This is a genomic window from Mycobacterium sp. NS-7484 (genome assembly GCF_001953975.1).
Lineage (GTDB): Bacteria > Actinomycetota > Actinomycetes > Mycobacteriales > Mycobacteriaceae > Mycobacterium.
The window spans coordinates 1-17,587 of sequence record NZ_MBEJ01000127.1 but is presented as its reverse complement, the minus strand read 5'-3'; the positions used below and the strand labels follow the sequence as shown (position 1 = coordinate 17,587).

The following is a 17,587-nucleotide window of genomic DNA, read 5'->3' as shown; positions in this document are numbered from 1 at the left end:
ACCCTAACGGCCGAAGGCGTCAGTCCCGGAGACCCAGCGGCCCCGCCAATTCGGCCAGCGTCGGAATCAGCTTGTCCGGGCCGCCGAGGACCTGGATCGCAACGTGGTCGGCACCGTTGGCGACATGTTGCTGCAGACGTGCCGCGATGGCGTCTGCGCTGCCATGCGCCACGACGGCGTCGATCAGCTTGTCGCTGCCAGGCTTGGCGACGTCCTCTTCGGTGAAACCGAGCCGGCGCCAGTTGTTCACGTAGTTGCTCAGATTCAGATAGAAGTCGACCGTGTCGCGGCCGATCGCACGGGCCGCCGCGCCGTCGGTGGTCAGCACCACCTTGTGCTCCGGGGCCAGGAACACCGCCTCGCCGAGGACATCGCGAGCGTGCGCGGTGTGCTCGGGTGTCGTCAGGTAGGGGTGGGCCCCGGCGCTGCGCTGTGCCGAGAGCTTGAGCACCTTGTCGCCCAGCGCAGCAAGCACCCGCCGGCTGGTCGGCACCGTGGCCGCATCGAGGACGTCGAGATACTCCACCAACGCGTCATAGGGTTTGCGGTATTCGTCGGTGTGCTCGGGATGCCCTACCCCGACCCCGAGCACGAACCGGCCCGGGTGCGCCGCCTCGATGCGGTGAAACGATTCGGCCACCTCATTGGCGTCGGCCGTCCAGATGTTGACGATGCCCGTGGCCACCTGAAGCGTTTCGGTGCGCTCCAGGATCGGCTCGACGAACGCGAGGTCGGCGGCGGGGGAGCCACCCACCCACAGCGCGCCGTAACCGAGTTTCTCGATCTCTACGGCCTGGTCGGGCTGGACCGCCCCGAAGGTCCACACGCCAAAGCGGCCCAATTCCGGCTTGAGCGAGAGCGATTCGGTCATCGATGAGAATCCTTGTCTTTGGGTTGTCTACGTCAAGCCGAGCGGCCCGGCGAGTTCAGCCAGTGCCGGTACCAGTTTCGCCGGTGAGGTCAACACTTGTACAGGCACGTGGTCGGCTCCGGCTTCCAGATGCTGCCGCAGGCGGGCCGCCACGGTGTCCACCGTGCCATGCGCGACGACGGCGTCGATGAACCGGTCACTGCCCGGCTTGGCCAGATCCTCCTCGGTGAAGCCGAGGCGCCTGAAGTTGTTGAGGTAGTTGGACAGACCGAGGTAGACGTCGAGCGCCTTGCGGCCCACGCTCCGGGCCTTGTCGGCATCGGTGGTCAGGACCGCCTTGTGTTCGGGGGCCAGGAACGCGTCGGGGCCGATCAGCTCACGGGCCCCGGCGGTGTGTTCGGGGGTGGTCAGGTAGGGGTGGGCGCCGGCCGAACGCGCCGCGGACAGGTGCAGCACCTTCGGGCCGAGCGCGGCGACCACCCGGCGGTGCCGCGGCACGCCGTACTCGTCGAGCTTGTCGAGGTAGTCGTTGAGTGCGTCGAGAGGTTTGCGGTACTCGCCGATCGCCTCTCGGTGTCCCACCCCGATGCCCAGCAGGAACCGGCCCGGGTAGGCCGCCTCGATGCGGTGGAAAGATCCTGCCACTGCCTCGGCGTCGGCTGACCAGATGTTCACGATGCCCGTCGCCAGCTGCAGGGTGGTGGTGGCGGCCAGGATCGGGTCGATCCAGTCCAGCTCGGCCGGCGGGGAGCCGCCGGCCCAGATCGCGCCGTAACCCAGGCTTTCGATGTCGCGCAACTGCTGCGGGGACAACTGCTGGAACTGGGAGTAGTGGCCGAATGCGCCGAACGTGCCGAGGTCAGGCTTGGGGCCCGCGGTGGTCTGGGTCATGAACACCTCAACTCGGCTCTCGGCGGGGGCTATTCCGATGAAATCACCGAGATCCTGGAGTCGGCTCCGAAAAGTCGGCCGAGTACAACGCATCCGGCTCGGGGGCCTGCAACGGCAAGAGCACGATGAAGCAGGTGTTGCCCGGTCGGGACTCCACCCGCAGATCCCCGTGGTGCTTTTTCACCACGACGCGCCACGCCAGGTCGAGACCCAACCCGGTGCCCTCACCGAACGGCTTGGTGGTGAAGAACGGGGTGAAGATATGGCCGAGGTCCTCCTCGGATATCCCGGGCCCGTCGTCGCAGATCTCCACCCGGATCATGTCGTCGTTCTCTCGCGACGTCCGCAGGGTCAAGGTGCCGTGGCCTGCCATCGCCTGGATGGCGTTGTCGATGATGTTGGTCCACACCTGATTGAGATCGCCTGGATAGCACTGCAATTCCGGCAACGTCTTGTCGAGATCCTTGATCAGGGCGACCGGTTTGTCCTTGCCGATCTTGTCGCCGAACATCATCAGCGTGCTGCGCAGCAGTTCGTGGACGTCGGCGCTCTGGTAGGAGCCGCGATCCATCTGCGAGTACTGCTTGGCGCCGGCCAGCAGCGCCGAGATCCGCTTGCTGGCCTCGGCGATCTCGTTCATCCGCAACTCGGTGTCGATCGTGTACTTCAGCCAGCCGAGGGCGGCTTGCAGGGTCGCCGACGTGTCGCCGTCGCGGAGCGCGTCGTCGACCGACGCCGAAATGCGTTCCAGCCAGTCGATGTCGAGGCCGGCTTCGACGAACGTCGGCGCGTAGTCCCAGGCGCCGACGATGTCGTGGTCTTCGAGCCAGTCGCCCATCTCGTCTTCGCGGTCGGAGATCTCCAGCGCGGTGAACTCCAGGCCCCTGCTCTTGGCGACCTGCTCGGCCACCTCGTCCTGGATCGTCACCAGCATTCGCAGCGCCTGCGGGGTGAACTTGCCGTCGGCCAGCATCGCCAGCTTGTGCCGCATCTTGCCGACCCCCTCGCGCAGGTCTGCCACGGCGCGGGCGGTGGCCGCGGCCGGGTTGTTGAGCTGGTGGGTCAGCCCCGCGGTGATGTTGCCCAGCGCCAGCAGCTTCTCGCGCTGGTCGATGATCTGGCTGGTGCGGCGTCCACCGACCTTGTGTCCCTCCAGAAGATGGACCGCCATCGGGAACTGGGACTGCATGAAACCCGCGAAGGCGTTGGCGTCCAGGACGAACACCCGCGACGGCTTGGTCAGCCGCACCGACGCCTCGTAAATGTGCTCCTCGCCCGGGATGTATGCCGACCAGGCGCCGAAATAGACGCCGCGTTGCGAGGTGCGGTTGGTCTGGATGTCGACGCCGCCGGAGCGTTTCGACATCACCAGCTCACCGTCGAGCATCACGTAGAAGCACGTGGCCGGATCACCTTCGGTGACGATCGGGCCGGCCGGGAACGTCTCGATGCTGCCGGCCTGGCACAGCGTGTCGAGTTGCTCGTCGGACAGGTGCTCGAACAGGAACAGGGTCCGCAGTTCGTCGCGAACGCAGATCTCGCCCATCTTCAGCTGCTCCTCACGCTTCGGCCAGGTACCGGTGCACGAGCATCACTGCCATCGACCCTTCGCCGACGGCGGCCGCCACCCGCTTGGCGGACTCCGCCCGCACGTCCCCTGCAACGAACACCCCGGGCACACTTGTTTCCAGATGATGCGGCGGACGGTCCAGGGTCCAGCCGCACACGTCGCGCAGATCGGGCCCGGCCAGGATGAACCCGTGGTCGTCGCGGGCGACCACCCCGTCGAGCCAGTCGGTGCGCGGAGTTGCCCCGATGAAGCAGCACAGCCGCGTCGCCGGAACCTCCTCGTGCTCTCCGGTCTGCCGGTTCACCAACTCCAGGCGGACGAGATGATCGTCCTCACCCGTGGCGCCGACGACCTCGGTGCAGGTCCGCACATGGATGTTCGGTGTCTGTTCGATCTGCTGGATGAGGTAGTACGACATCGACGCCTCCAGCGACGGCCCACGGACGAGCAGCGTCACCGACTTCGCCTCGCGCGACATGAACATCGCGGCCTGCCCGGCCGAGTTGGCCCCGCCGACGATGTAGACGTCCTCGCCGCGGCATTCGGACGCGTCCGACACCGAGGCGCCGTAGTACACCCCGCGACCCACGAGGTGGCTCGGATTGTCGGGATCGGCCCAGCAGCCGGCCACCGGCAGTTCGCGGTACTCCACGCCGGTGGCCAGGATGACCGCGCGGGCACCGATGGTCTCGCCATCGGCGAACGTGATGGTTCGGGCGGCGCCGGCGACGTCGAGGGCGACGGCCTCGCGGGTGGTGATCACCTCGGCGCCGAACCGCTCGGCCTGCCGCCGCGCCGAGGTGGCCAGCTCGGCACCGGACACCCCGGTCGGAAAGCCCAGGTAGTTCTCGATGCGGGAGCTGCGACCGGCTTGCCCGCCCGTGGTGGTGCCTTCGATCAGCACGGTCTTGAGCCCCTCGGACGCGCCGTACACCGCGGCGGCCAGACCGGCCGGGCCGCCGCCGATCACTGCGAGGTCGTACATCGTCAGCGACGGGGCGGTGGAAAGTCCGAGCATGTCGGCGAGTTCGCCGTCGGTGGGTTCGACGAGGGTTTCCCCGCCCTCGGTGATCACCACCGGCAACTGCAGGCCGTCCAGACCGGCGGCGTCGAGGAGTTGGCGGCCCGTGGGCTCGTCGGTGGTGAAGGCGCGGAAGGTGTGCTGATTGCGGGCCAGGAACTGGCGCACCTCCCAGGACCGCGAACTCCACTGGTGCCCGATCACCTTGGTGTGCGGGATGGCCCGGTCGCCGACGGCGTGCCAGGCCTCCAACAGGCCGTCGATCACCGGGTAGAGCTTCTCCTGCGGCGGGTCCCACGGCTTGAGCAGGTAGTGATCGAGGTCGACGACGTTGATGGCGTCGATGGCCGCGGTGGTGTCGGCATAGGCGGTCAGCAACACCCGCCGGGCCATCGGGTAGAGGTCCATGGCCGATTCCAGGAACTCGATGCCGCTCATCTGCGGCATCCGGTAATCGGCGACGAACACCGCGACGGTGTCGCCGCGTAGCTTCAGTTCGTTGAGAGTTTCCAGGGCGTCGGGGCCGGATTCGGCCCGCACGATCCGATACCGCTCGCCGTAATGACGACGCAGGTCGCGGGCAACAGCCCGGGACACCGCGGGGTCATCGTCGACGGTGAGGATCACGGGTTTACGGGGCTGGGAGGCGGGGCCAGTCATCGCTAGTAATTATGCGCCCCGCCGCCAGCGGTTTTCTCACCTCGGTCGGCGTTCAAGAACGCCTGGTTCACTCGTCTGTGGAGGCCGGCCCGGTCGGCACCGGCTTGCCATTGGTGGCAGGGCCGGGATCTGCCGAACCCTTGAGCATCGCCGCGACGTCGATGCCCGAGGACTTGAGCGATTCGAGGATGTTCGCCACGGCCAGCGGGCTGATGCCGAGCAGTCCGCCGACGGCGTCCTGGGTGTCGCGGGACCCGCCGATGATCGACAGCCGCTCGATCTCGGCTAGCGGCGAGGCGGCCGCCTCGGTCGCCTTGACCACCGAGGCCAGCACGTCGGGCAGCATCAGCAGCCGCGCGGCGTCGGCGGTGTAGCCGTTGAGGGCGGCCGCGATCTCCTTCTTACCGTTGGCCTCGGCCAGCAGCTTGGCCTCGATACCGGCGGCCTCGGCCTGCTGCTCGACGCGCAGCGCGTCGGCCAGTTCCTTCTTACCGGCGGCCTCGGCGACCAACTTGGCCTGCAAGCTGTCTGCCTCCGCCTGCTTCTCGACCCGCAGTGCGTCGGCGGCGGCCTTGCGGGCGTCGGCCTCGGCCTGACCCTTGCGCCGCTCGGTTTCGGCCGCGGCCTCGGCGGCCAGGATCGAGGACTGCCGCTGACCTTCGGCGATCGCGATGTCGGCCTGTCGCTTCGCCTCGGCCGGGGCGATCACGTCGGCCTGCAGGGCGGCCTGCGCCTGCTCGGCACGGCGCTGTTCCACCTCGATGCGGGCCTGCACCCGGGCTGCCTCGGCCTGCTCGATCGCGATGCCGACGTCCTTCTGGGCGCGGGCATTGGCCAGCGGCCCGGCCTGATCGGCCTGGGCGTTCTCGGCCTCGGTCTGCGCGCGCAGCCGGGCGAGTTCGACATCGCGCTTCTGGTTCGCGGTCGCGATCGCGGTGTCGGCCTCGGCCTGCGCGATGGATCCCTCCTGGCGGGCCTTGGCCGACTGGATCTGCGCGTCGCGCTCGGCCTCGGCCGTGCCGACGGTGGCGTCGCGCTTGACCTCGGCGATGCGGCGCTGGCCCAGCGACTTCAGGTAGTCATTGGCGTCGGAGATACCGGCGATCTTGAGGACGTCGACCTCCATGCCGATGCGGGCCAGATCGCCGCCGGCCTCCTCGACGACGCTGCGGGCCAGGCTGTCGCGGTTGGAGTTGAGATCCTCGACGGTCATGGTCGCGGTGATGCCGCGCAGGGACCCGGCCAGGATCTCGTTGATCTGACGCTGCAACTCGTTGAGGTCGGAGGTCAAAAAGCGCTGCACCGCGGTCTGCACGGCCTCATCGGCCGAACCGATGCGGACCAGACCGACCGCCTCGACATTGACGGGGACACCGTTGTTGGACAGGGCGTTCTGCAGGTTGATGCTGACGTTGAACGGCTCGAGGCTCATGATGTCGACGCGCTCGATGCCGGGCATCCGGAACCGGGCCCCGCCGCGGACCACCTTGGGTGTGCCGCGGCCGGTGAACACGGCCACCTCGTTGGGCGGCACCTTGATGTAGTTCTTCACATAGACCATCGGCAGCACCACCAGGATCAGGATGGCGGCGATGGCGGCCAAGACGACGATGAGCAACAGGGACACGGTGGTGCCTTTCTCGGTGGGTCAGTGCTCGGGAACTGCTCAGGCTTCTGGAACTGCTCAGGCTTCTGGAACGGCGACGACGTGGACGAAATCCGGATCGATATCGGCGATGTAGACGCGGGTGGCCTTGGGGAGCGCGTCGGCCTCGTCGCTCTTGGCCCGGGAGAACACCCGATTGCCGTCGGCGTCGACGAACGAGACCTCACCCCAGCCGCCCGCCGGGACTTCGAGGGTGACGGTGCCGAGCAGGCCGACGTAGGAGGACCGGCCGTGGTGGGAGTTCGACTGCTGCCGGCGCATGTAGGGCAACAACAGACCGTTGAGGGTGAAGACCAGCACGACGGCGCAGGCTCCGGCCAGCACCGCAGACCAGAGGGCGCCCAGCCCGAGCCAGGTGCCGATCAGGCCGCCGACGCCCGCGCCGAGCAGGCCGACCGACAGGCCGGTCAGGCTCAGGAAGGGCATGCCGTCGCCGTGCCCGACATCGGCGAGCAACAGGGCGGCCAGAACGGCAATGCCGCCGACGACGAATGCGGCCAGGTACACAGCCAACACGAGCTCGGGGTCTCCGTTCGCAGAGCGCGGATCAGTCCGTACCATTCTCGCCTGAACGGCGGCATCGCCGTGCACCAATCTTCGGCACAGATCTGGGTTGCCGGAGCTGATCAGCCGTGATTTTGGTACCGGCCGCCGAGCGGGTATTGTGGACCAACGGTGCGGCTATCGCGCCGACTTTTTGCGTGCCCCGTCTTGGAACTGCTGAATTTCTGCAACTTCGCCTCGATCCGGCTCACGTTTTGAAGTTGGTCGGTCGCAGCATCACGACGGGCTGCATTGAGACTGATGAAGCTACGAAACGAAAGCAAGGATCGCCGAAAAGTATGGCCAAGAAAGACGGTGCCATCGAGGTCGAGGGTCGCGTGGTCGAACCTCTGCCCAATGCGATGTTCCGCATTGAGCTGGAGAACGGACACAAGGTCTTGGCCCACATCAGCGGCAAGATGCGGCAGCACTACATCCGCATCCTGCCCGAGGACCGCGTAGTGGTGGAGCTCTCTCCCTACGACCTGTCCCGGGGCCGCATCGTGTACCGGTACAAGTGACCCGATAGAAGCCCGACCAGTAACGACGAGAAACGGCGGCGTGCGTGCCTGCATGTCACCAACAAGCCAGAAGGATCGAACAGCCGTGAAGGTGAACCCGAGCGTCAAGCCCATCTGCGATAAGTGCAGGGTGATCCGCCGGCATGGGCGGGTCATGGTGATCTGCAGCGATCCCCGCCACAAGCAGCGGCAGGGCTGATCCCGTCAACTGACGGATCACAACACAACTGAATGATGAACTCCCAGCACCACTGAACGGATCCGCCGTTCATCCGCGATGAGCAGTCATCCACGTCCGGCACGGAGGCCGGACCCCTTGGAGCCCTTAGGGGCTGACGGGAACGGGCTGGGACCAGACCTCCGACAGAGAAGAAGGAAACCGCCACATGGCACGGCTCGTGGGCGTTGATCTTCCGCGCGACAAGCGCATGGAGATTGCCCTGACCTACATCTACGGCATCGGCCGTACCCGTTCGAACGAGATTCTCGCCGCGACGGGCATCGACAAGAACATGCGCACCAAGGACCTGACCGACGATCAGGTGACCGTTCTGCGTGACTATATCGAAGGCAACCTCAAGGTTGAGGGTGACCTGCGCCGCGAGGTGCAGGCCGACATTCGCCGCAAGATCGAGATCGGCTGCTACCAGGGCCTGCGGCACCGCCGTGGTCTGCCGGTGCGCGGCCAGCGGACCAAGACCAATGCGCGTACCCGCAAGGGTCCGAAGCGCACCATCGCCGGCAAGAAGAAGGCTAGGTAACCACGATGGCACCCCCGAAGAAGGCAGCCGGCGCCAAGCGCGGTAAGACCACCCGCCGCCGGGAAAAGAAGAACGTCCCGCACGGCGCCGCTCACATCAAGAGCACGTTCAACAACACGATCGTCTCGATCACCGATCCCCAGGGCAACGTCATCGCCTGGGCATCGTCGGGTCACGTCGGCTTCAAGGGTTCGCGTAAGTCGACCCCGTTCGCCGCACAGCTGGCCGCCGAGAACGCTGCCCGCAAGGCGCAGGAGCACGGCGTGAAGAAGGTCGACGTGTTCGTCAAGGGTCCGGGTTCGGGCCGCGAGACCGCCATCCGCTCGCTGCAGGCCGCCGGCCTCGAGGTGGGCGCGATTTCCGACGTCACTCCGCAGCCGCACAACGGCTGCCGTCCGCCCAAGCGGCGCCGGGTCTAGGGAGGATCTAGAAAATGGCACGTTATACCGGACCCGCCACCCGCAAGTCGCGTCGTCTCGGCGTCGACCTGGTCGGTGGAGATCAGTCGTTCGAGAAGCGCCCCTACCCGCCCGGCCAGCACGGCCGCGCGCGGATCAAGGAGAGCGAATACCGCACCCAGCTGCAGGAGAAGCAGAAGGCTCGCTTCACCTACGGCGTGCTGGAGAAGCAGTTCCGCCGCTACTACGAAGAGGCCAACCGGCAGTCGGGTAAGACCGGCGAGAACCTGCTCCAGATCCTGGAGAGCCGGCTGGACAACGTGGTGTACCGCGCCGGTCTGGCGCGCACCCGCCGGATGGCCCGTCAGCTGGTCAGCCACGGCCACTTCACCGTCAACGGTGTCAAGGTGAACATCCCGAGCTACCGGGTGTCGCAGTACGACATCATCGACATCAAGGAGAAGTCGCTCAACACCCTGCCGTTCGAGGTGGCTCGGCAGACCGCGGGTGAGCGCCCGATCCCGTCGTGGCTGCAGGTCGTCGGCGAGCGTCAGCGGGTGCTCGTTCACCAGCTGCCCGAGCGCGCGCAGATCGACGTTCCGCTCACCGAACAGCTCATCGTCGAGTTCTACTCGAAGTAGTGAATGACCTGCCGGTCAGCCGACCGGCAGGTACCAGACGGCATCAAATAGCGGGTGCCGAGAAGGAGAAGAAACACCATGCTGATCTCTCAGCGACCCACACTGTCCGAGGAAACCCTCGCCGACAACCGCTCCAAGTTCGTCATCGAGCCGCTGGAGCCCGGTTTCGGTTACACCCTGGGCAATTCGCTGCGGCGCACACTGTTGTCGTCCATCCCGGGCGCAGCCGTGACGAGCATTCGCATCGACGGTGTGCTGCACGAGTTCACCACCGTCCCCGGGGTCAAGGAAGACGTCACCGACATCATCCTGAACCTCAAGGGCCTGGTCGTGTCCTCCGAAGAGGACGAGCCGGTCACCATGTACCTGCGCAAGCAGGGCCCGGGTGCGGTCACCGCCGGTGACATCGTGCCCCCGGCCGGTGTGACGGTGCACAACCCGGACATGCACATCGCGACGCTGAACGACAAGGGCAAGCTGGAGGTCGAGCTCGTCGTCGAGCGCGGTCGCGGCTACGTCCCGGCCGTGCAGAACAAGGCCTCGGGCGCTGAGATCGGCCGTATCCCGGTCGATTCGATCTACAGCCCGGTGCTGAAGGTGACCTACAAGGTCGAGGCCACCCGTGTCGAGCAGCGCACCGACTTCGACAAGCTGATCCTGGACGTCGAGACCAAGAACTCGATCAGCCCGCGTGACGCCCTGGCGTCGGCCGGCAAGACCCTGGTCGAATTGTTCGGTCTGGCACGGGAACTCAACGTCGAGGCCGAGGGCATCGAGATCGGCCCGTCGCCGGCCGAGGCAGACCACATCGCCAGCTTCGCGCTGCCGATCGACGATCTGGACCTGACGGTCCGCTCGTACAACTGCCTCAAGCGCGAGGGTGTGCACACGGTGGGCGAGCTTGTCGCCCGCACGGAGTCCGACCTGCTGGACATCCGCAACTTCGGCCAGAAGTCCATCGACGAGGTCAAGATCAAGCTGCACCAGCTGGGTCTCTCGCTCAAGGACAGCCCGGCCACGTTCGATCCGTCCGAGGTCGCCGGCTACGACGCCGCAACCGGCACCTGGACCGCGGACGCCGGCGGCTACGACCTGGACGACACCCAGGACTACGCCGAAACCGAACAGCTCTAAAGAAGAACAGTCGTCCCGGTCCTACCTGATACGGGGGCCGGCCCCAATTAGGAGATAGTCGCAATGCCCAAACCCACCAAGGGTCCTCGCCTCGGCGGGTCGTCCTCACACCAGAAGGCACTGCTGGCCAACCTGGCCACGTCGCTGTTCGAGCACGGCCGGATCAAGACCACCGAGCCGAAGGCCCGGGCGTTGCGTCCGTACGCCGAGAAGCTGATCACCCACGCCAAGAAGGGTGAGCTGCACAACCGGCGCGAGGTGATGAAGAAGATCCGCGACAAGGACGTCGTGCACGTCCTGTTCGACGAGATCGGCCCGCACTTCGCCGACCGCAACGGTGGCTACACCCGTATCATCAAGGTCGAGAACCGTAAGGGCGACAATGCTCCCATGGCGGTCATCGAGCTGGTGCGGGAGAAGACCGTGACCTCCGAGGCGGATCGCGCACGTCGCGCCGCCGCCGCGCAGGCCAAGGCTGCCGAGGCTGAGGCTCCCAAGGCCGAAGAGGCTCCCAAGGCTGAAGAAGCCGAGGAAGCCAAGGTCGAGGCAGCCGAAGAGGCACCCGCCGACGAGGCACCCGCCGACGAGGCAGCTGCTGAGGATGACGCTGCCAAGTCGTAGTGACAACATGGACATGCCCGCCACCGAATCCGGTGGCGGGCATGTTCGTTTGCGGCTCGACATCTCCTATGACGGCACCGATTTCGCCGGCTGGGCGCTGCAGGCCGGTCAACGCACTGTCGCCGGCGTGATCGACGACGCGCTCTCCACGGTGTTTCGCACCCCGGTGGTGACCCGCACGGCCGGACGTACCGACACCGGCGTGCATGCCACCGGCCAGGTCGCCCACGTCGACGTCTCGGCCGACGCACTTCCGCGCGCCTACCCGCGCAGCACTCGCGAAGGCGATGCGGAGTTCACCCCGCTGGTGCGCCGGTTGGCGCGGCTGTTGCCGACGGATGTCCGGGTGCGTGACATCGTGCGGGCGCCTGCGGGTTTCGATGCCCGGTTCTCGGCGCTGCGTCGCCACTACACCTACCGGTTGAGCTTGGCTCCCTATGGTGTCGAGCCGGCCGAGGCCCGGTTCGTCACGCCGTGGGCCAAGCCGCTCGACTTCGACGCGATGACTGCCGCCTCGCAAGAGTTGTTGGGGCTCAACGACTTTGCGGCCTTCTGTCGGCATCGCCCCGGAGCCACCACGATCCGCGACCTGCAGCGCCTGGAATGGGAGCGTGTCGGCCACTACGTCACCGCTTATGTCACCGCAGATGCCTTCTGCTGGAACATGGTTCGTTCCTTGGTCGGCGCATTGCTCGCGGTGGGGGAGGGCAGGCGGTCGCCTGACTGGACGGCCGGGCTGTTGAGCGAGACCAGCCGCTCCAGCGACTTCGCCGCAGCGCCGGCCCGGGGGCTCACTCTCGTGCAGGTCGACTATCCGGCCGATGAGGAAATGGCCGCCCGCAACGTCGTCACCCGGGACCTGCGCACGCTGTGACGTCTGACGTCTGGGATCGGGCGCTTCGCGTCTGACGGGCGACCGCCTCACCCCGCTGAGTATACCGTCTCGAACACTGTGACGACTGTGTACGTTCTCGTTGAATCCGACGACGGTGGGCACGATATCCGGCACATTCGTCACAGTGCGCGGAAGCGGATATCGGGCCGCTCAGCTCGCCCGCCGCCGCAGCGCGGTGAACAACTTCTCTCGGACCCGCGCCACTATCGCGCGCTGCCGAGACATCATCGGCTCGGTGACCCAGACGACGACCCAGCCGTGGTCTTCGAGGTCGGCGGTGTGAGCGTGCACCCAGGTTCGGTCGGCGGTTGGATCGGCTGAATCGAGAGCTTCGTCGCACTCGACCGCGACCCGCAGACGAGGCCAGCCCATCGCGGCGTGCGTCCAGACCATTCCCCACTGGTCGAGAATGGGAATTCTCGTCTCGAGCCCGGGTATTCCTACGTTCCGCAGCATCATTCGAGTTCGACTCTGAAGTGGCGACCCCGCACTGCCGTCGGCGTACGACAGCGCCGCTCGCAGGCGGTCGATGCCACGAATCCCTGGATGGGCATCGACCAACGACCACACCTGGCCCGGGTCGAGGCCGGTGTGGTGCAGCAGGGCATCCATGATCGGGACCGCATCGGAAAAAGACAGCGAGCGACCGAGGTCGAACACTGTCCGGGCTACGGTGGTGAGGCGCATACCGTCGACCTCGCATATGTCGTCCGGGGACAGCGCATACGAACGCACCCGCAGTCCGGCCGGGGCTCGACGATTGGTGCGCACCACCTCGGCCGGAACGTTGGCGTCCAGCCACGAAACGCCGTGTACCGCTGCAGCCGACACACCGCACAGGACAGCGTCCGGTCCGGCGAAGAGCCACGCCGCGCGGGCGCGTAGCGCCGCCGTCAGATCGACGTCATTGGCCAGGTACACATTTCGGTACACAGGTTGATAATTCGTCCGCAGGTCGCGGTCGGTGAGGAACCCGGTGGCAAGCGCGCGGCTGCCCAGCAACGGTTGGTTCATGGGCCCAGCGTCGCCGAGGCCACCGACAACGTCAGGTCAGGTCAGGTCAGGTCAGAGCCGGCCCGCCACGAAGTCCGCGGCCTGGTTGACCATGCCACCCTCGATGTAGGCGCCGGCCAGGTGATCGGGCCAGTTGTTCTTCCAGGTGTTGGGATCGGCCGGGTTGCAGATCGGATCGGCACCGTGACACAACTCGATGGTGCGGTCGGCATAGATCGGGCTGAAGTTGCTGATGGGGCCCACCCAGGCCGCGCCGTTGCCGAACAGCGCGACCGCGGCGATGTGCCCGTCGGCGCCGGCCGGTAGCGGGGTCTTGAACCCGAAGCCGGTGAACGGAACGGCCAGCACCACGTCGGCGACCGCGGCGCCCAGCGAGTATCCGCCGATCACCAACCGAGTGTCCGGGCAGTTGTTCATCATGTACTGGATGTGGCTGCTCATGTCGTTGGCGCCGATGTCGACTTCGGTGTCAGCCGGGTACTTCACGGCATAGACGCCGATGGTCTTGTCGACCCGCGAGCGCAGGGCATTGACGAAGGCGTTGCCCAGCGTCCCGACCCCGGCCGGCTCCGTCCGGCCACGGGCGAAAACCACCTCGACCGGAGGGCACGGCGCCGCGTCGGCCACGGCCAGCGAGCCCGAAAAGACCGCCGAGCCCACCGGCAGCGCGGTAGCGACCGCAGCCAGGATGGCACCTACCGAGATCCATCGCCGAAGTCGTCGGCCACCCGAAAGTTTGACCACCTAAGCGATCGTAGCGGACGTTGGCTACAACAGCCCGGCGACGAAGCCGGCGGCCTCGTTGGCCGGGCCTTCGTAGGCGCGGTGCGCCGCAACGCTGTCGCCGTCGCCGCAGATGGGATCACCGGGGTTGCACAGGTCGATGGCACGGGATCCGTACACCGGACTCGCGGTCAGCGGCAGACCCAGTTTGGCCGACGGGTTGCCGAACACGGCGACGGCGGCGACGTGCTCGGGCACGTTCGGCGGCAACGGCGCAGTGAAGCCGACGGCCGGGAACGGTACGGCGGCGATGACATCGATCACCGCGGCGCCCTGGGAGTAGCCGCCGAGCACCAGCCGGGTGTCGGGGCAGTTGTCCACCATCCACTGGATATGGCCGGAGGCGTCGTTCGCACCGCCGGCCGCGGCCAGGAAGTCGAAGCTGGCCGGATAGTTCACCGCGTAGGCGCCCACCGACCGACCGCCGACCTTGTTGCGCAGCGAGCTGACGAACGCGTTGCCGATCCGGCCGAGGCCGGGCGTGTCATTGGTGCCGCGCGCGAAGACCACCTCGATGTCGGGGCAGTCCGCCGCGGCCACGCCGAGGCTCCCGGTGGGAGTGGGCATCAGCACGGGGGCGACGACGGCGACAGCAGCGGTCAGCGCTGCCGCGAGGAATACGGTGCAGCGACGAACAAGATCATTGGCCACACCGAATCGTAACGTCTGCCGCGAGCGGGCCGCCGGATCAGACCAATCCGGCGATGAACCCGGCAGCCTGCTGAATGAACGGCGAGCTCTCATAATGCGTGTGCGCAAACGGGTTTCGGCCGCCGGAGCAGATCGGGTCGCCGTCACTGCACAGGTCGATCGCACGTCCGCCGAACCGGCTGGACGTCACCGGGATGCCGAACTTGGCCGACGGGTTGCCGAAGACCGCGACCGCGGCGATGTTCTTGTTCAGGTCCGCGGGCAGCGGCGGGGCCGAGCCGACCTCACCGACCTTGTTGCCCAACGGGGGCACACCGATCAGCATGTCGACGATCGCGGCGCCCTGCGAGTAGCCGCCGAGCACCACACGGGTGGAGGGACACTGTTCGGCCAGGGTGGCGACGCGGTTGGTGGCGTCGTTGGCGCCGTCGGCCGCGGCCATGAAGTCGTAGGTGGCCGGGTAGTTGACGCCGTAGGTGCTCACCGTGCGGCCGCCGAGTTGCGCCTGCAGTGCGTCCGCGAGGGCCTGCCCGACGCGTCCGATGCCCGGCGGCTCGCTGGTGCCGCGCCCGAAGATCAGCTCGACGTCGGAGCAGGGCTCAGCCGCGGCGGTCGGGATGCTCGGAGAAGAGACGGTGGCCAGGGCGCCTGCGCAGACGATGGCTGAGACCATGGCGGCCAGCCGGAACGGCTTCCACAGAAAAGTCACGACCGCCATAGTCACACAAAATGGTTAGCCAAGGCTAATCGTTTGCTCACTACGGTCGCCTTGGCGGGCCAGGGCCAGCCCGGTCAGCACCACCGCGCCGCCGATCGCCTGGCTCATCGAGATGGCCTCGCCGAGCATGGCCCACGCGATGAGGACCGCGAACAGTACCTCCGAAAGGCCGACCAGTGAGGCGAAGCGCGGCTTGAGACGGGCGATACCGAGAATGCCGAGGGTGTAGGCCAGCGCCGTGGGGATCAGGCCGAGGGCGAGCACCGGCACGATCCACGCGGTGGCGTGCCCCGCGAGCATCACCGCGTTGGCGGTGAAGGTCAACGGCATCACACCGCTGAACCCGAGCAGTGACACCGCTGCGGTGCCGACGATCAGGCCGCCGGCGGCCAGGCTGATCGGATTGAGCCCGTCGCCGTCGGTGCTGACCCGGTTGGACATCAGGAAGTAGCAGGCGGCGCACACGGCGGCGGCCAGGCCCCAGCCCACCCCGACGAGGTTGATGTGGGCGCCGCTGAACACGTCGAGCACCAGGATGATCCCGACGATCGCCAGTGCCACCCCGCCGAACGTCATGGCGCCGGGGCGCCGGCGAGTGGTGGCCCATACCCAGCCGACCACCAGGACCGGCGCGGTGTATTCGAGTAACAGGGCCACGCCGACCGACAGGTGGGCGACGGCGTTGTAGTAGCAGAGTTGGGCGCCGGCGATCGGGAAGACGCCGTAGACGACGACGGTCCGGGCATGGTCGCGCACTTCGCGAAGCCAACCGGGGCGCACGATGCAGGCGAAGACGGCCATCATCAGCGCGCCGCCGGCGAGCCGGGCCGTGACGGCCGCGGTCGGGCTCCAACCGGACTCCATCAGCGCTTTGGCGAACGGGCCCGACGACCCGAACGCCAGCGCGGAACTCACGGCGAACATCAGTCCGAGTCGGAAGTGGTTGTCGGCGGTCGTGCGGTCGAGCTGGATCTCGGCGGTCATCGGTACACCTCCCCGGGGGCATGTCATGAGTAAAAGTGTCTATGGTAGTGACAGTAGTGTTGACGCTACGGCGACAGGGAGTCATGAGTCAAATGCTTTTCACCTATGACACAGAGCTCACACTGCGGGCCGCGATGGTGCTGGTCAACACCGATCGGGTGACGGGCGAGACGCTCACCGACCAGGCCGCGCTAAGCGCCTATCTCGACGAATTCGGATGGACCGGGCGACGCGACCGCGACGAGGCCGAATTGGCGGCCGTGCGCGGCCTGCGCGGACGACTCGGCGAGATCTGGGCGGTGGCCGCCGACGAAGAGGAGACGGTCCGTCGGGTCAACGCCTTGCTCAGTGACACCAAGGCCGCGCCGTGGCTGACCCGGCACAAGGAGATGCCGGAATGGCATCTGCACCTGGCCTCGGTCGACGACCCGCTGGCGCAGCGGATGGGCGCGGAGATGGCGATGGCGCTGGCCGATCTGATCCGCGGCGGTGAACTCCGCCGGCTCAAGATCTGTGCGGCGCCCGACTGTGAGGCCGTGTTGACCGATCTGTCGCGCAACCGTTCCCGCATCTTCTGCGACACCGGAAACTGCGGTAACCGTCAGCACGTTGCCGCCTACCGGCAGCGGCAACGCGCCGACTGACCCCAGGCGTAAATCGGCGTGATCGTGGTGTCTCGCCCCGGGATAGGGTTGCCCACGGGGGAGATATGGCACGGCGATCGGCCACTCGGCTACAGCTCAGCGGGCATCGGTTTCTGATGCGACGCACGGCGCATGCACTGGTCCGCGGTGATGCCCGCATGCTCGACGATCCGTTGCGCGCACAAGCCGTGGCCTACAGCGCAGGCTGCGTGCTGGCCGCCGTCGCAGTCGCGGTGTGCGCGGTGATCGCCGTCGTGCGTCCCGGTGCGGCACCGCGGGACGCACCGATCCTGATGGTCCGGGATACCGGGGCGCTGTACGTCAGGGTCGACGACGTCGTACACCCCGCGCTCAACCTGACCTCGGCCCGGCTCGTCGCCGGCGCGCCGGCGAACCCGGTCGCGGTCAACGAGGCGGCCCTGGCGAAGCTTCGGCGCGGCCCGCTGGTCGGCATCCCGGGCGCGCCGTCCCATCTCGGCCCACCGCTGCGCCTCGACGAAACGGATTGGGCCATCTGCGATGTCGGGCAGCCCGCCCAGCGCAGCCGGCCCGGGCGTACCCACGCCGGCGATCGAGGGTGCGCGCAGGGCGGGGACCTCG

General features: G+C 67.2%; 21 protein-coding genes. 10 read left to right on the top strand and 11 right to left on the bottom strand.

Annotation, left to right across the window (positions count from 1 at the left end; genetic code table 11):
- Positions 1 to 19: 19 nt before the first annotated feature.
- The 6 genes from A5733_RS22855 to A5733_RS22830 form a co-directional block, all read right to left on the bottom strand.
- Positions 20 to 871 (bottom strand): LLM class F420-dependent oxidoreductase, encoded by an 852-nt coding sequence (locus A5733_RS22855; protein WP_076241772.1) that lies wholly within the window; start codon positions 869 to 871, stop codon positions 20 to 22.
- 27 nt (positions 872 to 898) lie between these two features.
- On the bottom strand, positions 899 to 1,762 hold the full coding sequence (locus A5733_RS22850) for an LLM class F420-dependent oxidoreductase (RefSeq protein WP_076241879.1): 864 nt from the start codon (positions 1,760 to 1,762) through the stop codon (positions 899 to 901).
- Between the two features lie 43 nt (positions 1,763 to 1,805).
- The gene (locus A5733_RS22845) at positions 1,806 to 3,308 is read right to left on the bottom strand and encodes an ATP-binding protein (protein WP_076241771.1); all 1,503 of its coding nucleotides are present in this window, start codon (positions 3,306 to 3,308) and stop codon (positions 1,806 to 1,808) included.
- A 13-nt stretch (positions 3,309 to 3,321) separates the two neighbouring features.
- The gene (locus A5733_RS22840; RefSeq protein ID WP_067775212.1) at positions 3,322 to 5,013 is read right to left on the bottom strand and encodes an FAD-dependent oxidoreductase; all 1,692 of its coding nucleotides are present in this window, start codon (positions 5,011 to 5,013) and stop codon (positions 3,322 to 3,324) included.
- A 67-nt stretch (positions 5,014 to 5,080) separates the two neighbouring features.
- Positions 5,081 to 6,640: a flotillin family protein gene (locus A5733_RS22835; RefSeq protein WP_076241770.1), complete on the bottom strand. Its 1,560-nt coding sequence runs from the start codon at positions 6,638 to 6,640 to the stop codon at positions 5,081 to 5,083.
- A gap of 57 nt (positions 6,641 to 6,697) precedes the next feature.
- Positions 6,698 to 7,240 (bottom strand): NfeD family protein, encoded by a 543-nt coding sequence (locus A5733_RS22830; protein ID WP_197508379.1) that lies wholly within the window; start codon positions 7,238 to 7,240, stop codon positions 6,698 to 6,700.
- A 281-nt stretch (positions 7,241 to 7,521) separates the two neighbouring features.
- Here A5733_RS22830 and infA point away from each other — a divergent pair, with 281 nt between their 5' ends.
- From infA to truA, 8 genes are all read left to right on the top strand, one after another.
- Positions 7,522 to 7,743, top strand: coding sequence for a translation initiation factor IF-1 (gene infA / locus A5733_RS22825; RefSeq protein ID WP_003418601.1), 222 nt, complete (start codon positions 7,522 to 7,524; stop codon positions 7,741 to 7,743).
- A gap of 85 nt (positions 7,744 to 7,828) precedes the next feature.
- Complete coding sequence (gene rpmJ / locus A5733_RS22820; protein ID WP_003879483.1) at positions 7,829 to 7,942, top strand: 50S ribosomal protein L36; 114 nt, start codon at positions 7,829 to 7,831, stop codon at positions 7,940 to 7,942.
- Between the two features lie 187 nt (positions 7,943 to 8,129).
- Complete coding sequence (gene rpsM / locus A5733_RS22815; protein WP_004571523.1) at positions 8,130 to 8,504, top strand: 30S ribosomal protein S13; 375 nt, start codon at positions 8,130 to 8,132, stop codon at positions 8,502 to 8,504.
- Between the two features lie 5 nt (positions 8,505 to 8,509).
- Positions 8,510 to 8,923: a 30S ribosomal protein S11 gene (gene rpsK / locus A5733_RS22810; RefSeq protein WP_004571524.1), complete on the top strand. Its 414-nt coding sequence runs from the start codon at positions 8,510 to 8,512 to the stop codon at positions 8,921 to 8,923.
- A 14-nt stretch (positions 8,924 to 8,937) separates the two neighbouring features.
- Positions 8,938 to 9,543 carry a 30S ribosomal protein S4 gene (gene rpsD / locus A5733_RS22805; protein WP_067775208.1) on the top strand — a complete coding sequence of 202 codons (606 nt, stop codon included), beginning with the start codon at positions 8,938 to 8,940 and terminating at the stop codon, positions 9,541 to 9,543.
- A 78-nt stretch (positions 9,544 to 9,621) separates the two neighbouring features.
- A complete protein-coding gene (locus tag A5733_RS22800; protein WP_019347690.1) occupies positions 9,622 to 10,677 on the top strand; it encodes a DNA-directed RNA polymerase subunit alpha in 1,056 nt (351 codons plus the stop codon).
- Positions 10,678 to 10,740: 63 nt separating this feature from the next.
- The gene (rplQ, locus tag A5733_RS22795) at positions 10,741 to 11,298 is read left to right on the top strand and encodes a 50S ribosomal protein L17 (RefSeq protein WP_076241769.1); all 558 of its coding nucleotides are present in this window, start codon (positions 10,741 to 10,743) and stop codon (positions 11,296 to 11,298) included.
- A gap of 13 nt (positions 11,299 to 11,311) precedes the next feature.
- A complete protein-coding gene (gene truA / locus A5733_RS22790; RefSeq protein ID WP_076241878.1) occupies positions 11,312 to 12,172 on the top strand; it encodes a tRNA pseudouridine(38-40) synthase TruA in 861 nt (286 codons plus the stop codon).
- Between the two features lie 171 nt (positions 12,173 to 12,343).
- On the opposite strand, the gene A5733_RS22785 is transcribed toward truA, so the two are convergent.
- The 5 genes from A5733_RS22785 to A5733_RS22765 all read right to left on the bottom strand — a co-directional run bounded on the left by A5733_RS22785 (position 12,344) and on the right by A5733_RS22765 (position 16,343).
- Positions 12,344 to 13,207, bottom strand: coding sequence for a hypothetical protein (locus A5733_RS22785; RefSeq protein WP_076241768.1), 864 nt, complete (start codon positions 13,205 to 13,207; stop codon positions 12,344 to 12,346).
- Positions 13,208 to 13,258: 51 nt separating this feature from the next.
- Entirely contained in the window at positions 13,259 to 13,912 is a 654-nt protein-coding gene (locus tag A5733_RS22780; protein ID WP_369806768.1) for a cutinase family protein, read from the bottom strand.
- Positions 13,913 to 13,975: 63 nt separating this feature from the next.
- Positions 13,976 to 14,641, bottom strand: a complete 666-nt coding sequence (locus A5733_RS22775; protein ID WP_076241767.1) for a cutinase family protein — start codon at positions 14,639 to 14,641, stop codon at positions 13,976 to 13,978.
- 37 nt (positions 14,642 to 14,678) lie between these two features.
- Positions 14,679 to 15,359 carry a cutinase family protein gene (locus A5733_RS22770; RefSeq protein WP_067775198.1) on the bottom strand — a complete coding sequence of 227 codons (681 nt, stop codon included), beginning with the start codon at positions 15,357 to 15,359 and terminating at the stop codon, positions 14,679 to 14,681.
- A 15-nt stretch (positions 15,360 to 15,374) separates the two neighbouring features.
- Positions 15,375 to 16,343, bottom strand: coding sequence for a DMT family transporter (locus A5733_RS22765; protein ID WP_076241766.1), 969 nt, complete (start codon positions 16,341 to 16,343; stop codon positions 15,375 to 15,377).
- A 92-nt stretch (positions 16,344 to 16,435) separates the two neighbouring features.
- Here A5733_RS22765 and A5733_RS22760 point away from each other — a divergent pair, with 92 nt between their 5' ends.
- Entirely contained in the window at positions 16,436 to 16,987 is a 552-nt protein-coding gene (locus tag A5733_RS22760) for a CGNR zinc finger domain-containing protein (RefSeq protein ID WP_067775193.1), read from the top strand.
- 65 nt (positions 16,988 to 17,052) lie between these two features.
- A partial coding sequence (gene eccB, locus A5733_RS22755; protein ID WP_142254172.1) for a type VII secretion protein EccB occupies positions 17,053 to 17,587 on the top strand: 535 nt, incomplete at its 3' end.

Excerpts from the sequence above, each read along its gene's own strand:
- A5733_RS22850 (WP_076241879.1), bottom strand. The coding sequence starts at position 1,762 with ATGACCCAGACCACCGCGGGCCCCAAGCCTGACCTCGGCACGTTCGGC.
- A5733_RS22855 (WP_076241772.1), bottom strand. The coding sequence starts at position 871 with ATGACCGAATCGCTCTCGCTCAAGCCGGAATTGGGCCGCTTTGGCGTG.
- rpsD (WP_067775208.1), top strand. The coding sequence starts at position 8,938 with ATGGCACGTTATACCGGACCCGCCACCCGCAAGTCGCGTCGTCTCGGC.
- A5733_RS22800 (WP_019347690.1), top strand. The coding sequence starts at position 9,622 with ATGCTGATCTCTCAGCGACCCACACTGTCCGAGGAAACCCTCGCCGAC.
- rplQ (WP_076241769.1), top strand. The coding sequence starts at position 10,741 with ATGCCCAAACCCACCAAGGGTCCTCGCCTCGGCGGGTCGTCCTCACAC.
- A5733_RS22765 (WP_076241766.1), bottom strand. The coding sequence starts at position 16,343 with ATGACCGCCGAGATCCAGCTCGACCGCACGACCGCCGACAACCACTTC.
- A5733_RS22830 (WP_197508379.1), bottom strand. The coding sequence starts at position 7,240 with ATGGTACGGACTGATCCGCGCTCTGCGAACGGAGACCCCGAGCTCGTG.
- truA (WP_076241878.1), top strand. The coding sequence starts at position 11,312 with ATGCCCGCCACCGAATCCGGTGGCGGGCATGTTCGTTTGCGGCTCGAC.
- infA (WP_003418601.1), top strand. The coding sequence starts at position 7,522 with ATGGCCAAGAAAGACGGTGCCATCGAGGTCGAGGGTCGCGTGGTCGAA.
- A5733_RS22845 (WP_076241771.1), bottom strand. The coding sequence starts at position 3,308 with ATGGGCGAGATCTGCGTTCGCGACGAACTGCGGACCCTGTTCCTGTTC.
- A5733_RS22770 (WP_067775198.1), bottom strand. The coding sequence starts at position 15,359 with ATGGCGGTCGTGACTTTTCTGTGGAAGCCGTTCCGGCTGGCCGCCATG.
- A5733_RS22785 (WP_076241768.1), bottom strand. The coding sequence starts at position 13,207 with ATGAACCAACCGTTGCTGGGCAGCCGCGCGCTTGCCACCGGGTTCCTC.
- rpsK (WP_004571524.1), top strand. The coding sequence starts at position 8,510 with ATGGCACCCCCGAAGAAGGCAGCCGGCGCCAAGCGCGGTAAGACCACC.
- A5733_RS22760 (WP_067775193.1), top strand. The coding sequence starts at position 16,436 with ATGCTTTTCACCTATGACACAGAGCTCACACTGCGGGCCGCGATGGTG.
- A5733_RS22840 (WP_067775212.1), bottom strand. The coding sequence starts at position 5,013 with ATGACTGGCCCCGCCTCCCAGCCCCGTAAACCCGTGATCCTCACCGTC.
- rpsM (WP_004571523.1), top strand. The coding sequence starts at position 8,130 with ATGGCACGGCTCGTGGGCGTTGATCTTCCGCGCGACAAGCGCATGGAG.